The organism is Anaeromyxobacter dehalogenans 2CP-1 (genome assembly GCF_000022145.1).
GTDB lineage: Bacteria > Myxococcota > Myxococcia > Myxococcales > Anaeromyxobacteraceae > Anaeromyxobacter > Anaeromyxobacter dehalogenans.
Window position 1 is genome coordinate 4,137,697 of sequence record NC_011891.1, and the last position, 13,341, is coordinate 4,151,037.

At 75.9% G+C, this 13,341-nt stretch carries 14 protein-coding genes; 5 read left to right on the top strand and 9 right to left on the bottom strand.

All coding sequences use genetic code 11. The annotated features are described in order from the left end of the window. Positions 1-94: 94 nt before the first annotated feature. From A2CP1_RS18745 to uppS, 6 genes are all read right to left on the bottom strand, one after another. The gene (locus A2CP1_RS18745; protein WP_015934814.1) at positions 95-1,552 is read right to left on the bottom strand and encodes a metalloprotease; all 1,458 of its coding nucleotides are present in this window, start codon (positions 1,550-1,552) and stop codon (positions 95-97) included. Between the two features lie 35 nt (positions 1,553-1,587). Further along, positions 1,588-2,358 carry a tRNA (adenosine(37)-N6)-threonylcarbamoyltransferase complex dimerization subunit type 1 TsaB gene (tsaB, locus tag A2CP1_RS18750; protein WP_015934815.1) on the bottom strand — a complete coding sequence of 257 codons (771 nt, stop codon included), beginning with the start codon at positions 2,356-2,358 and terminating at the stop codon, positions 1,588-1,590. A 9-nt stretch (positions 2,359-2,367) separates the two neighbouring features. Further along, positions 2,368-4,053 (bottom strand): site-2 protease family protein, encoded by a 1,686-nt coding sequence (locus A2CP1_RS18755; RefSeq protein WP_015934816.1) that lies wholly within the window; start codon positions 4,051-4,053, stop codon positions 2,368-2,370. 85 nt (positions 4,054-4,138) lie between these two features. Then, positions 4,139-5,311, bottom strand: a complete 1,173-nt coding sequence (locus tag A2CP1_RS18760) for a 1-deoxy-D-xylulose-5-phosphate reductoisomerase (protein WP_015934817.1) — start codon at positions 5,309-5,311, stop codon at positions 4,139-4,141. Between the two features lie 52 nt (positions 5,312-5,363). Further along, on the bottom strand, positions 5,364-6,209 hold the full coding sequence (locus A2CP1_RS18765) for a phosphatidate cytidylyltransferase (RefSeq protein ID WP_015934818.1): 846 nt from the start codon (positions 6,207-6,209) through the stop codon (positions 5,364-5,366). 9 nt (positions 6,210-6,218) lie between these two features. Further along, the gene (uppS, locus tag A2CP1_RS18770; protein ID WP_012527632.1) at positions 6,219-6,974 is read right to left on the bottom strand and encodes a polyprenyl diphosphate synthase; all 756 of its coding nucleotides are present in this window, start codon (positions 6,972-6,974) and stop codon (positions 6,219-6,221) included. Between the two features lie 103 nt (positions 6,975-7,077). Here uppS and A2CP1_RS18775 point away from each other — a divergent pair, with 103 nt between their 5' ends. Genes A2CP1_RS18775 through A2CP1_RS18785 form a run of 3 tightly spaced genes read left to right on the top strand, consistent with a single transcriptional unit; the run spans position 7,078 to position 9,761 of the window. Next, positions 7,078-8,133, top strand: a complete 1,056-nt coding sequence (locus tag A2CP1_RS18775; protein ID WP_015934819.1) for a serine/threonine-protein kinase — start codon at positions 7,078-7,080, stop codon at positions 8,131-8,133. Positions 8,134-8,171: 38 nt separating this feature from the next. Then, positions 8,172-8,849 (top strand): hypothetical protein, encoded by a 678-nt coding sequence (locus A2CP1_RS18780; RefSeq protein WP_012527634.1) that lies wholly within the window; start codon positions 8,172-8,174, stop codon positions 8,847-8,849. Positions 8,850-8,861: 12 nt separating this feature from the next. After that, complete coding sequence (locus A2CP1_RS18785) at positions 8,862-9,761, top strand: ATP-binding protein (protein ID WP_015934820.1); 900 nt, start codon at positions 8,862-8,864, stop codon at positions 9,759-9,761. 9 nt (positions 9,762-9,770) lie between these two features. Here the strand turns inward: A2CP1_RS18785 and A2CP1_RS18790 are convergent, their stop codons facing one another. Beyond that, on the bottom strand, positions 9,771-10,934 hold the full coding sequence (locus A2CP1_RS18790) for an aspartate kinase (protein ID WP_015934821.1): 1,164 nt from the start codon (positions 10,932-10,934) through the stop codon (positions 9,771-9,773). Between the two features lie 120 nt (positions 10,935-11,054). Between A2CP1_RS18790 and A2CP1_RS18795 the strand changes: the two genes are divergently transcribed. Together A2CP1_RS18795 and rpoZ are read left to right on the top strand one after the other, a co-directional pair. Then, positions 11,055-11,660 (top strand): DUF4340 domain-containing protein, encoded by a 606-nt coding sequence (locus tag A2CP1_RS18795; RefSeq protein WP_245529840.1) that lies wholly within the window; start codon positions 11,055-11,057, stop codon positions 11,658-11,660. 57 nt (positions 11,661-11,717) lie between these two features. Further along, complete coding sequence (gene rpoZ / locus A2CP1_RS18800; protein WP_011422638.1) at positions 11,718-11,984, top strand: DNA-directed RNA polymerase subunit omega; 267 nt, start codon at positions 11,718-11,720, stop codon at positions 11,982-11,984. Positions 11,985-12,041: 57 nt separating this feature from the next. Here rpoZ and A2CP1_RS18805 read toward each other — a convergent pair whose 3' ends face one another. After that, on the bottom strand, positions 12,042-12,713 hold the full coding sequence (locus A2CP1_RS18805; RefSeq protein ID WP_012527638.1) for a hypothetical protein: 672 nt from the start codon (positions 12,711-12,713) through the stop codon (positions 12,042-12,044). Beyond that, positions 12,713-13,327 (bottom strand): hypothetical protein, encoded by a 615-nt coding sequence (locus A2CP1_RS18810; protein ID WP_015934823.1) that lies wholly within the window; start codon positions 13,325-13,327, stop codon positions 12,713-12,715. The genes A2CP1_RS18805 and A2CP1_RS18810 overlap by 1 nt, the downstream gene beginning before the upstream one ends. Positions 13,328-13,341 lie beyond the last annotated feature (14 nt).

A 13,341-nucleotide genomic window follows, 5' to 3' on the forward strand; every position in this document is an offset into this window, starting at 1 on the left:
CGGGCGCGTGGCCCGCCGCCAGGCGGGGGGGCCCGCGCGGCAGGGCCGGGCGCCGCGAAGCTCCGCTTATGTGGCGGGGCGCAGCCCCGTCCGCTCAACTCAGCAGCTGCGCCGCCACGTTCGCGCCCGGGACGTGCGCCATGAAGTGCACGAGCGCGAGGAGCCCGCCGGCGAGGGCCGCGTAGGCGATCCCCCACGCGGCGATCTGCCGCGGCGACATGGGGGCGGCGCGTGCCGCCTTCTCGAGCCGCTCCAGGCCGCGCAGCCACATGGGCTCGGAGGGCGAGCCGAGCGGCGGCCCGACCACCGCGCGCAGGTAGCGGAAGTGCTCCGGCCCGAAGCGCGCGCGCTCGGGGAGGAGCCGCAGCGCCCGGCCGCCGGCGCGCGACTGCGCCTCGCCCATCAGCTCCATCGCGCCGAGCAGCGCCACCAGCCACACCAGCCCGTAGCCGAGCGCGCTCCCGACCGCCACCGCGCCGCCCAGGCCGAGCACGGTGAGCGCGAGGCCGAGCGAGGACGAGAACGAGTACGCGAGCGCCTGCATGAGCCGGCCGCCATCGAGCGGCGACACCGGGATGAGGTTGAACAGGTTGATGATCGCCCACCAGGACGCGACCGCGGCGAAGATGGGCTGGCCCGTCCACAGCCACAGCCCCGCCGGCACCAGCGCGAACACGGAGCCCCAGATCGGCCCGGAGAGCGCCACGTAGGCCTGCTGCCAGCGCGAGGTGAACGCGTCCTCGGTGACCGCCACCGCGCCGAGGAACGGCACGAAGTACATGCCGCGCACCTGCATCCCGGTGCGGCGCATCGCGTGGACGTGGCCGTACTCGTGCACGAAGAGCTGCAGCAGGAGCGCGAGCGCGAACTTCCAGGAGAAGATGACGCCGTACGCCGCGGCCGACGCGGCCGCCCAGCCGAGGTTGGCGGTCTTGAGCGCCTTCAGCACCGTGCCGCCCAGCTTCGCGAGGACCCCCAGGAACCCGACGCTGGCGCGGCGGTCGCCGGGGCGCGCCGGCGCCGCGGCCGCGCCGGGCTCGGTCACGGGCTGCGGCGGCGGCGCGAGCAGGCTCGCGGGCAAGGCGAACCAGGCCGGCGCCCGCTGGACCACGAGCGCGAGCAGCAGCGCCGCGTCGCGGAGGTCGGTCACCTCCACGTCGTCGCCGTCGAGGCCGCGCACCGGCGCGCAGGGCGGCGCGCCGGCCAGATCGGCGAACGCGAACGAGCGGCCGCGCGCGTCGGCCAGGATGGCGTAGCGCTGCGGCGGGCCGACCGGGCGCGGGCTCTGCCCGAAGCCGACGCGCACGTCCGACCAGCGGGCGTCGAGGCCGTCCTCGCGGCCGAGCACGCGCAGGCCCTCCTCGCTCGCCACCGCGCGCAGGCCGGTGACCTGGCGCACGCCGAGCGCGACCGCGGCGGCGGCGCCGCCGAACAGCGCCGCGAGCACGGGCGGGATGCCGGCGAGCAGGCCGACGAGCGCGCCGCCCACCGCGCCCAGCAGGAGGGACGGGAGCACGGCGCGTGCGGCGGGACGGAAGACGGCGGGTTCCATGGCGATCACCGGGGGCCGGGGGGGACGCAGGCCGCTCAAGGCCGCTGCGCGCCCGGCCCGAGGCCGTGGGGAAACTTGAGCTCCGCCTCGCTGGCGCGGACGTAGTGCGGCTCGAGCGCGAACAGCGCCTGCGCGTCGTACGGGCGGGAGCGGAGCGCGGGGGCGGCGAGCGCCGCGACGGCGCCCGCGGGCGGGGCGACCGGGGCGCCGGCGAGGCGGGCCAGGCGGCCCTCCAGCATCTCCGCGTACGCGGCGAGCCCCTCGCCGAGCGCGAGCGCGTCCGCGCCGCCGGGCAGCGTCGCGAGCCGCTCGAGGAGCGCGCCGGGGGCGAGCGCGGCGTCCGGCGCCACCGCCTCCACCGCGCCGCCCGCGACCCGGTAGAAGCCGGCGTAAACCTCGCCCTTCTTCGCGTCGAGCAGCGGCACGAGCAGCGCGCCGTCCGGCGCCGCGGGGGCCGCGCCGAGCGCGAGCGCCGCGAGGCTGGACGCGCCGGCGATGGGCCGCCGGCTCGCGTAGGCGAGCCCCTTCCACGTGGCGAGGCCGATGCGCAGGCCGGTGAACGAGCCGGGGCCGATGCCGATCGCGTAGCCCTCGACGTCGGGCAGCGTCAGCCCCTCGGCGGTGAGCAGGTCGGTGAGCGCCGAGGGGAGCCGCGCGCCGTGGCCGCCGGTCCGGCCCGGCGCGGGCTTCGTCGCGGCGTGCTCGGTGCGCTCGCAGCGGACGCGCACCGGCCCGCCGGCCGGGTCGAGGTCGACGAGGGCGCAGGACAGCGTGAGGGTGGCGGTGTCGAGGGCGGCGACGAGCACGGGCCGGTTCTACTCCATCGGCCGCATGAGGCGCACGATGTCGTTCTTGAACACGAACAGCATGAGCGTGAACAGCAGCACGATGCCGACGATGTTCGCGAGCTCGCGCGTCCGCACCGAGAGCGGCCGCCGGGTGACGCCCTCCAGCGCCGCCTGCGCGATGTGGCCGCCGTCGAGCACCGGGATGGGCAGCAGGTTCATCAGGCCGAGGTTCACGCTGATGAGCGCCATCTTGAACAGGAACGAGCCCCAGCCCTCCTCCGCCGCCTCCGAGGCGATGGAGAACAGCATGATGGGCCCGCCCACCGTCTTGAAGCTGATGTCGCCGGTGACGATGCGGACGATGCCGAGCACGGTGAGCCGCACCACCTCGTGGAGCTGCCGCCAGGCGAGCTGGAACGCCTCCACCGCGCCGCGCGCGAGCGGCACCTGCTCCGCCAGCAGCGCCAGCGGATCGACCGCGTCGCGCTGGTCCGGCTGGAAGCCCAGCACCAGGCGCTGCGCCGGCTCGCCGGTGATCTCGTCACGGTAGGTCTCGTTCGCCGGCACGAGCGCCACCGTGCGGCCGTCGGCGAGCCCGAGCTGCACCGGGGTCCCGGCCTTCAGGAAGTCGCGCCCGAACGCGTTCAGGTCCCGCAGGAACGAGCGGACCGGCTTGCCGTTCACCGAGGCGATGGCGTCGCCGCGGCGCAGCCCCGCCTTCTCGGCCGGGCTGCCCGGGACCACGGTGGCGATGAACGTGGACACCGCCGGGTCCGCCACCGCGAACGTGCGCTCGCCGGCGGCGCAGGTGGGCACCTGCGGGAGCGAGACCGCGCGGTGGTCGGCGAGCGCGACGCCCGGGAGCGTCCGCGGCGACTCCCGCACCACCTCGAGGTCGAGCGGGCCGCAGCGCGCCGCGGCCACCGCGTGCTCGAGGTCGCCCGCGTGGCGCACCGCCTTCCCGCCGGCGGCGATCACGAGGTCGAACGGCTCGAGCGGGCCGGCGAGGCCGGGCCGCACCGGGGCCACCACCGCGCTCGGATACGTCGGCGTCACGCCGATCACGCCGCGCCGCGTGGACTCGATGGGGTTCGACTCCTGCTCGCTCGCCGGGGTGATGGTGAGCGCCCGCTGCGCGCCGTCCCGCTCGATCCGGAAGGTGAGCGGCTCGCCGGGGTGCGGCGACACGAGGTCGCGCAGGTCGGAGAAGTAGCGCACCGGGTCGGCGGCCTGGCCGGGCGCGGCCACGCTCAGGATGCGATCGCCGGGCTGCATGCCGGCCTCCGCGGCCGGGGTCCCGGGCGCGACGGTGCCGACCACCGGGCCGGGGGCCGGCTCCCCGTTCTGGGCGAGCGCCAGCGCGACGTAGATGACGCCGGGGAAGATCAGGTTCGCGGCCGGACCGGCCACCGCGATGAGCAGGCGCTTCCAGGGCCGCTGCTCGAGGAAGCCGCGGCCGGCGTCCTCCGGGGCCACCGCCTCGGAGGGATCGTCGCCGGCCATCTTCACGTAGCCGCCGAGCGGCAGCAGCGCGATCCGGTACTCGGTCTCGCCGCGCTGGACCCCGAACAGGCGGGGCCCGAAGCCGATCGAGAAGCGGACGACCTTCACGCCCATGAGCTTCGCGACCACGAAGTGGCCGAGCTCGTGGACGAAGATGAGCCCCCCGAGGAGGAGGACGATGGAACCGATCTTCAGGAGGAGGTCCGGCATTCTTTTTTACTTAGCACCGGGACGCCGGACACGCTCGCCTGCCCGGTCGGCGGGGGAGGCGGCGGGGCGGATTGCCCCGGGCGCCCTATCGGCTCGCCGGAGCGTGCGCGCGCGCACCGACGCGCTTCTCGGCCTCGCGCCGGCCGTGCTCGCTCGCGGCGAGCGCCTGCTCCACCGAGCGCACCGGCTCGACCACGTGCGCCTCGAGCACGTCCGCGCAGACCTCGGCGATCTCGGTGAAGCTGCAGCGGCGCGCCAGGAACGCGGCCACGGCGGCCTCGTCGGCGCCGGAGAGCACCGCCGGCGCGGTGCCGCCCAGCTCGAGCGCGCGGTACGCCAGCGTGTAGGCCGGGAAGCGCGCCGGATCCGGCGGCTCGAAGGTGAGCTTCCCGAGCCGCCCGAGGTCGAGCGGCGGCAGGTCGAGCGGCATGCGCTCGGGGTGGCCCATCGCGTAGCTGATCGGCCCGCGCATGTCGGAGATCCCGAGCTGCGCCACGATGGAGCCGTCCACGTACTCGACCATCGAGTGCACCACCGACTCCGGGTGCACGACGATGTCGATGCGCTGCTGCTCCACCCCGAACAGCCAGCGCGCCTCGATGACCTCGAGCCCCTTGTTCATCAGGGTGGCCGAGTCGATGGTGATCTTGTCGCCCATCGACCAGTTCGGATGCTTGAGGGCGCGCTCGGGCGTGACCGTGGCGAGCTCCGCCTCGGGCGTGCAGCGCAGCGGCCCACCGGACGCGGTGAGGATGAGGCGCCGCACCTCGCCGCGGTTGTGGCCGACGAGCGACTGGTGGATGGCGCTGTGCTCGGAGTCGACCGGCAGGATGGCGACGCCCTTCGCGGCGGCGCGGGCCATGAGCAGCTCGCCCGCGAGCACCATCGACTCCTTGTTCGCGAGCCCCACCGGCTTGCCCGCCTCGATGGCCGCCGCGGTGGAGCGCAGCCCGGCGCCTCCCGAGATGGCCGCGAGCACGAACGCGGCGTCGGGGTGGCTCGCGACCGCCACCGCGCCCGCGTCGCCGGAGAGCACCTCGGTGCCGGGGGGCGCCTCGGCGCGGACCGCGCGGGCGGCCGCCTCGTCGCACACCGAGACCACCCGCGGGCGGAAGCGGCGGATCTGCTCGAGCAGGCGCGGCGCGTTGCGGCCGGCGGCGAGGCCCACCACCTCGAAGCGGTCGGGGAAGCGCCCCACCACGTCGAGTGCCTGGACGCCGATGGAGCCGGTGGACCCGAGGATGGCGACGCGCTTCACGGGCTCCTCTCTACCACGCCGGCCGGCCCCGCGCCGCCGCGGGCGGGGGGCGCTACCCGGACTGAAGGACGTGCGCGACCGCGTACACCCAGGGAGACACGAACAGGAGCGCGTCGATGCGGTCGAGCAGTCCGCCGTGGCCCGGGATGATCTTGCCCGAGTCCTTCACCCCCGCGGCGCGCTTCACCATCGACTCGGCCAGATCCCCGAGCGGCCCGAGCACCGCGCCCCCCACGCCGATGAGGATCGCGTGGGCCACCGACAGGTCCGCGGCGAGCGCGGGCAGGAGCGCCCGGGTGACGAGCGCCCCGACGATCGAGCCCACCGCGCCGCCCGCGAAGCCCTCCCAGGTCTTCTTGGGAGAGATGCGCTCGTACATCTTGTGCTTCCCGAACGCGTGGCCGGCGAAGTAGGCGAACGTGTCGTTCCCCCAGGTCACCACGAACGCCAGGATCACCCACTCCACCCCGAAGCGCAGCCGCAGCGCGACCACCGAGGCGAGCAGGACGCCGCAGTAGAGCCAGGAGAGCGCGACCGCGGACAGCGAGCGGGGGATCTCCTCGAGCGGCCCCCGCCGGAAGAGGTGGAGCGTGAACAGCGCGACCGTGGCGCCGGCCAGCGCGAGCCAGGTCCAGCCCGGCATCAGCTCGCCGCCCTCGCCGAACGCGGCCGCGAGCGGGATCGCCCCGCCGACCGCGATGCCGAACGCCTCGGCGAGGCCCAGCCCCGCGAACATGAGGATGAGCTCGCTCGACGCCACCGCGCCGGCGGCCGCCGCGAGCAGCGCGAACGGGAGGCCGCCGAGGATGGTGATCCACACCGCGAGCGGGAACAGCACCACCGCCGACGCGACGCGCAGGCGCAGGTTCTGGCGGTTCTTCGGGTCGAGGGCGCCCATCGCGACCGGTCACCCGCGCTCGGGGCGCGCGACCTGGGCGCCGGTGAGGCCGAAGCGCCGCTCGCGGGCCTGGAAGCTCGCGATGGCCTCGAGCAGCGCCGCGTCGCGGAAGTCGGGCCAGAGCACCTCCGAGAAGTAGAGCTCGGCGTAGGCGCACTGCCACAGCAGGAAGTTGGAGATGCGGCGCTCGCCGCTGGTCCGCACCAGCAGGTCCAGCTCCGGCAGCCCGCGCGTCCACAGCGCGGCCTCGAGGTCGTCGGCGTCCAGCGCCGGGCCGCGCGCGGCGGCGGCGGCGCGGGCCGCGTGGACGAGCTCCTGCCGCCCGCCGTACGAGAGCGCGAGCGTGAGCACCATCCGATCGTTGCCGGCGGTCTCGGCGCGCGCCGCGTCCAGCCGCTCGCGCACGAAGCCGGGCAGGCGGTCCAGCTCGCCGATGGCGTTCAGCCGGATGCCGTTCTGCATCATCTCGGCGCGCTCGCTCTCGAGGTAGTCGGCGAGCAGCTGCATGAGCGCGCCCACCTCCTCGTCCGGCCGCGCCCAGTTCTCGGCGCTGAACGCGTACAGGGTGAGCGCCTCGAGCCCGACCCGGCGCGCGGTCCGGGTCACCGCCCGGACCGCCTCCGACCCCTCCCGGTGACCGGCCACCCGCGGGAGCCCGCGGGTCTCCGCCCAGCGCCCGTTTCCGTCCATGATGATGGCGACGTGGCGCGGCAGGGGGCGTGCGCGCACGCGTGCCTCGAGCTGTTCGACCGTGGGGTCCGCCATCGCGCGCGCTTATAGCACGGCGCGGCACAGGGGCGAGCCCGGACGGGCGGGGGGTCGAGGGCGCGGTTTGACCCCTGCGACGCCGGCCCCTTATGCTCGATCGGTGCCCCCGCACCGCGTCGGCTCGTACGAGATCGTCTCCGTCGTCGGACGCGGCGGGATCGGCACCGTCTACCGCGCGCGCCACCTGGAGACCGGCGAGCTGGCCGCGGTGAAGCTGCTCGGGCCCGCACCCGCGGTGGACGCGACCGCCGCCCGGCGGCTGGCGCGCGAGTACGAGGTGCTGCGCACCCTGCATCATCCGAACGTGGTGCGCGTCTTCGACGCGGGGGTCACCGAGGGCTACTCGTACCTGGCCATGGAGCTGGTGGAGGGGCTCGACCTCCGCGCGTACCTCTCGCCCGCCCTCGACGCGGACCCGAGCCTGGCCGCCGACGCGGAGCCGTTCGCGCTGGACGCGATCACCGGCTCCACCGGCGAGCCCGGGCCCGACGCGATCCGCGCGCTCGCCGCCATGATGGACGAGCCGGAGACCGAGGAGCTCGGCGTGCTCGCGCCGCGCCCGGCCAGCGGCGACGACGAGGACCTGGCCGCCTGCGCCCGCGTCGCGCCGCTCTCGGAGGAGCAGCGGGCCGCGCTGAACCGGCCGGTGCGCGTGGCGCGGATGCGCGGCGTGCTGGAGCAGGTGGTGGACGCGCTCGAGTACGTCCACGGCCGGGGCCTGGTGCACCGCGACCTGAAGCCGTCGAACGTGATGGTGGACGACACGCGGCGCGCGCGGCTCATGGACTTCGGGCTGGTGAAGCTGGAGGCGGAGCGGGACGTCGACGACGCGCTCACCCAGGCCGGGCACATCGTCGGGACCTACCGCTACATGTCGCCCGAGCAGGCGCAGGGGCACCCGGTGGACGCGCGCAGCGACCTCTACAGCCTGGGCGTGATCCTCTACGAGCTGCTCGCGGGCGTGCCGCCGTTCTCGGCGCGCGACCCGGTGGCGCTGTGGCACGAGATCCTGGACCTGCCGCCGCCGCCGTTCGCGGAGGTGAACCCGGGCGCGGATCCGGCGCTGGTGCGCCTCGCGCTGCACCTGCTCGAGAAGGACCCGGCGCGCCGGCCGCAGACCGCGGCCGAGGTGCGGCGGGCGCTCGCCGCCCGGTGAGCGCTCGCTGACGGACGCGCGCGGTACCCTCCCCGGCGATGTCGGACCTCCCCCAGGGCGCGCTCGGCTACCACGCGGTGGTCACCGAGTACTTCCTCGGCCTCCGCGGGAACGGGCTGCTCGTGTCCCCGCTCGACGAGGAGCTGATCGCGCGCTGGGAGCGGCGCGGCGTCCCTCTGGCGGTGGTCTGCCGCGGGCTGCGCCGCGGGCTCGAGGACGCCGCCGAGCGTCGCGCGCCCGGCGCCTCGCCGCCGCGCTCCATCCGCGCGCTCCGCTTCGCGGTGGAGGACGAGTGGCGCGCGTACCAGGGCGGGCGCGTCGGCGACGCGCCGGCGCCGCCGGGCGAGGCCGAGGCCGCCGAGGCGCGCCTCCGCGCCGCGCGCGAGCTGGTGGCCGGCGCGGGGCGCGACGCCGACGAGGCGCAGCGCGAGGGGTACCGCGCCGCGTGGCGCGCGCTCGCGACCGCCGACGCGCACGAGGGGTCGCCGCTCGAGCGGGTGGAGGCGGCGCTCGCCGCGGCCGACGCGCGCATCCTCCACGCCTGGCTCGCCACCCTCCCCCGCGCGGAGCGGGCCGCGCTCGGGCCGCGCATCCGGCTGCTCGCCGGGCCGCGATCCCGCGGCGCGAGCCGGCGCGCGCACCGGGACGCGCTCCGGGCGCACCTCTCCGATCTGGCCCGGAGGGCGGGGCTCACCTGCCTCCGGGGTTCGGTGTAGACTCCCGCGCCCATGCCGGACCCCGTGGACAACGCCAACGCCAGCGCCAGCGCCTGCGCCGACTGCGGCGGCTCAGGATACGTCGTGGAGCAGATCCTCGGCGCGACCGCCCGCGCGCGCCGCTGCGCCTGCCAGGCGAGCTGCCCGCGCTGCGAGGAGACCGGCTACGTTCTCGTGCCGCAGGGCGGCTCGACGGTGGCCCAGGTGTGCAGCTGCCGGCACCTCGACGAGCGGATCGCGGTGTTCAACCAGATCGCGATCCCGGCCGCGGTGGCGAGGGCCTCCTTCGAGACCTTCAAGAGCTGGTCGCCCGACCACGCCCGCGCCCGCGCGGTGGCGGAGGACTTCGCGCGCAAGTTCCGGCGCGACGCGCCCACCAAGGGCTACCTGCTCTACGGCCGCCCCGGCGCCGGCAAGACCCACCTGCTCGTCGCCACGCTGCGCTGGCTCGCGCTCGAGAAGGGCGTGTCCGGGCGGTACGTGGAGTTCATGCTGCTGCTGTCCGAGATCAAGGCCGGCTTCGACGCGAACCGCAGCCACATGGACATCCTGCGGCCGCTGCTCTCGGTGCCGGTGCTCGCCATCGACGAGCTGGGCAAGGAGCGCGGCACCGAGTGGGAGCGCTCCATGCTCGACGAGCTCATCAGCCGGCGCTTCAACTCCGGGCTCGCCACGCTCTTCGCCACCAACTACTTCCTGCGCCCGGACGAGAACCCGGTGCGCGAGGAGCCGGGCAAGCACGTCCGGACCGCGTCGCCCGAGTGGCGGCGCGACGCCGAGGCGATGACGCTCGCCCAGCGCGTGGGCGACCGCATCTACTCGCGCCTGAACGAGATGTGCACGTTCGTGAAGCTCGACCCCGGCCACGACCTGCGCAAGGACCGCGCCGGCTCGGGCGGCTTCTGGGGCTAGGCCCGGCGCCTACCCGACGAGCTGCTCGTGCAGCCGCCGGGCGGCGTCCTTCAGGACCGCGGCGTCGCAGTAGGCGGTCACGCGCAGCGGCGAGGTGAACAGCGCCCGCGGCCGCGCGCCCAGCTCGGCCAGCGTCGCCGCCACCGCGCGCAGCACCCGGTGGCCGGCCGAGATCCCGGTCCCCACCACCGACACCGCGCCGATGGCCTCGTCCTCGGCGGCGAGCCCGGGCACCTCGGCGGCGAGCTGCGCGCGCAGCACCGGCCAGTCGTGCACGTTCTCGAGGTCGAGCGCCACGCCGGCGCGCTCGCCGGGCGCCGCGATCTCCAGCGCCACCGCGCCGTGCCGCTCCAGGATCCCGAGCACGTCGCCGAGCCGCGCCGCCGGGAACCCCAGCAGCGCCAGGCCCTTCTGCACGGCCACCCCGGCGATCCGCTCCGGGTGCGCGCCGCCCTTCACCACCGTCTCCTCGGGGCCGCCGAAGGTGGACCGGGCGTGGATGGCGATGCCGCGCTCCTTCGCGAACTCCACCGCCTGCGCGTTCAGCACCTTCGCGCCCGCCGCGGCCAGCTCCTGCATCTCCTCGTAGGAGAGCGCGTCGAGGCGCGCCGCCGAGGGGACCACCCGCGGGTCGGCGGTGAACACGCCGGCCACGTCGGAGTAGATCTCGCAGTCGGCGCCGAGCGCCGCCGCGAGCGCCACCGCGGTGGTGTCCGAGCCGCCGCGGCCGAGCGTGGTGACCTCCTTGCGCGTGGACACGCCCTGGTAGCCGGCCACGATCACCACCTTCCCCTTCGCCAGCTCCTCCTGCACGCGGAACGCGCGCACCTCGAGGATGCGGGCGGCGGAGTGGCTGTCGGTGGTGATGATCCCCGACTGGCTGCCGGTGAAGCTGATGGCCGGGACGCCCAGGTCGTTGAGCGCCATCGAGAGCAGCGCCATCGAGATGCGCTCGCCGGCGCTGAGCAGCATGTCCAGCTCGCGCCGGGCCGGCGCGGGCGAGATCTGCTTCGCGAGCGCGAGCAGGTCGTCGGTGGTGTCGCCCATGGCGGAGACCACCACGCAGACGTCCTTCCCGGCGCGGCGCGCGGCGGCGACCTTCTCCGCCACCTTGCGCATCTTCTCGACGGTCCCGACCGACGAGCCGCCGTACTTCTGGACCACCACGGGCATTCGGGCACCTCCGGCGCGCGGAGGATGCCGCGACCCGGGGTCGCGGGCAAGTGGGCGCCCCGCGCCGCACGGCCCGTCGCGCCGCTCGCCACCGCCCGGGCCCTGTGGCACGTTGCCCAGGTGTCGCGCCGCGCCCTCCTCCTGCTCGCCCTCGCGCTGGCCGTGCTCGCCGGGGCCATCGCGCTCATCGCCACCACCGGCGTGCGCCTGCGCGGCCGCGAGCGCGCGGCCGGCGGCACGCGCGGCGGGGCGGTGGTGGACCTCGCGCCGGGGCAGGTGATCGCGATCGAGGTCGCGGCGGGCGGGCGCGCCGTGCGCGTCGTCCGGCGGGGCGGCGGGTGGGCACGCGCAGGCGACGGCGCGGCGGTGGATCCGTCGGCGGCCGGCGAGCTCCTCGAGGCGATGGGCGCGCTCCGCCGGCGCGCCACGCTGGGCCCGTCGGGCGAGCGGGGCGGGGTGTTCGATCCGTACGGTCTGCAGGCGCCGCGCGCCCGGGTGGCGCTCGGGCTCGAGGGCGGCGGGACGGCGCGGCTGGAGCTGGGCGGCGGGACCGGCGCCGACGGCGCCGCGTTCGTGCGGGCGCCGGACGGCCAGGTGGTGGCGGTGGCCGACGATGCGGCCGCGCGCGTGGAGGCGGCGATCGGGCGGCTGCTCGTGCTCGGCGGGGCTCCCCCGCCCGCGCAGGCGCCGGCGCCCGCGGCGGAGCCCCGTCCCTTCCGAGGTTGACCCGCCCTCCCCGTCCGCTTATGTTCCGCCCTTCGCGTCGAACCGAAGGAGAAGCGCATGGCCCGCGTCACCGTCGAAGACTGCCTCCCCATGGTGGACAACCGCTTCGCGCTCGTGCTGCTCGCGACCAAGCGGACCCGCCAGCTCATGGCCGGCGCCCGCCCGCTGCAGGCGGCGAGCAAGAACAAGCCGCCGGTCCTGGCGCTGCGCGAGATCGCCACGGGCAAGGTCCGCTTCGACCGCTCGGTCCGCGACGCGCTCTCCGGCAAGTTCGACAAGGAGAAGGTCAACATCCCCGCCGGCCAGACGCGGACGCTGCGCTAGCGCGACCGCCGCCGCAGGGACTCCGAGGGGCGCGCCACGTGGCGCGCCCTTTCGCGTTCACTGGAGCGTGCGCGTGCCCAGGTACCCGAGCTTCTCGCCGCCGCCGAGCCGGTAGGAGCGGCGCAGCTCCCGCAGCAGGCCTTCCACGTCGGCCTCCTCCACGTACCGCCCCTCCAGCCAGCGCGCGTAGCCGCCGCCCAGCCGGTTCGCCTCGCGGTACCGGTGCAGCTCCTCGCCCCCGAGGTGGGCGTGGTACGCGACGCGCTCGAACAGGCGGCGCCGCAGCGCCGGGCTCATCCGCCGCAGCCCGCGCCGCCACAGGTGCAGCACCAGCAGCGCGAACTTGTCCACCTCCGCCTGCACCTCGAGCTCGAGCAGCGACACCGGCCGGCCCTCGGCCGCGCGCGTCGCGAGGTAGACGAAGTGCGAGACGCCCTCGGCCGCGCAGGCGAGCCGGCCGAGCGCGCCGCGCGCGGTGAGGCGCGGGCGCGGATCGTGCGGGTCCGCGGCGGCGGCGGCGCGCATCACCTCGTCCGCGAGGTACAGGCCGAGCGCGACGCCGTCCTGCTCCTCGACCACCAGCAGCTCCTCGGGCGCGCGTGGCGCGCGACCGGCCGCGCGCGCGGCCGCCTCGCCCATCACGAACGCGTGCACCCGGGGCGCCTCGACGCCGTAGATGGCCTCGAGCTCGTCCTGCAGGAACGCGAGCGTCTCGTCGGCGCGGCCCATCAGTGCTTCAGCCCCCGCGGCGGCGCGCCCGGTCCGCCGAACAGGGCCACGCCGCGCGCGCGCAGCCGATCGGCGACGCGCTCGGAACGGGTCGCGAGGAAGCGCTCGTAGAGGCGCAGGAGGCCGCGGTTCGAGCGCAGGTCGGACAGCTCCGCGATCTCGGCGAACAGGTCCACGAAGTCGCCGAAGCGGCCCGCCAGCTCCTCGTAGAGCCCGTCGAGGCCGGGCCGGCGCTCGGTGCCGGCGAGCGTGCCGTACGCGCGCTCGCCCATGGCGATGTAGTAGTCCACGTCGACGAGCGAGCGCGCCAGCGAGTCGCCGAAGAACCCCGCGACGAACAGCGCCGTGTCCCCGAGGCGCCGGAGCTCCCGGGCGCGCGCGGCCCGGTCGGCCTGCAGCGCCTTCACCAGGATGAGCGCGAGCGGCTCGGCGCGGACGGCGCCGTCGGCGTCCTCCACGAACAGGCGCTCCTTCTCGAGGAAGCCGGTGAGGAGGTTCACCAGGTAGAACTCGGTGACCTCCTCGACCTTCATGCGGCGATGGGAGAGCGCATCGGCGATCGCCTCCCGGAACCACTCCTGCGCGGTCTTGCCGACGAGGATCGTGTCGCTCACTGGGTCGCGGCCCT

Coding starts and splice junctions, on each gene's coding strand:
- A2CP1_RS18790 (WP_015934821.1), bottom strand. CDS start 10,934: ATGCCCGTGGTGGTCCAGAAGTACGGCGGCTCGTCGGTCGGGACCGTC.
- A2CP1_RS18780 (WP_012527634.1), top strand. CDS start 8,172: ATGTCGGACCTCCCCCAGGGCGCGCTCGGCTACCACGCGGTGGTCACC.
- A2CP1_RS18765 (WP_015934818.1), bottom strand. CDS start 6,209: ATGGGCGCCCTCGACCCGAAGAACCGCCAGAACCTGCGCCTGCGCGTC.
- uppS (WP_012527632.1), bottom strand. CDS start 6,974: ATGGCGGACCCCACGGTCGAACAGCTCGAGGCACGCGTGCGCGCACGC.
- A2CP1_RS18755 (WP_015934816.1), bottom strand. CDS start 4,053: ATGCCGGACCTCCTCCTGAAGATCGGTTCCATCGTCCTCCTCCTCGGG.
- A2CP1_RS18805 (WP_012527638.1), bottom strand. CDS start 12,713: ATGGGCCGCGCCGACGAGACGCTCGCGTTCCTGCAGGACGAGCTCGAG.
- A2CP1_RS18745 (WP_015934814.1), bottom strand. CDS start 1,552: ATGGAACCCGCCGTCTTCCGTCCCGCCGCACGCGCCGTGCTCCCGTCC.
- rpoZ (WP_011422638.1), top strand. CDS start 11,718: ATGGCCCGCGTCACCGTCGAAGACTGCCTCCCCATGGTGGACAACCGC.
- A2CP1_RS18785 (WP_015934820.1), top strand. CDS start 8,862: ATGCCGGACCCCGTGGACAACGCCAACGCCAGCGCCAGCGCCTGCGCC.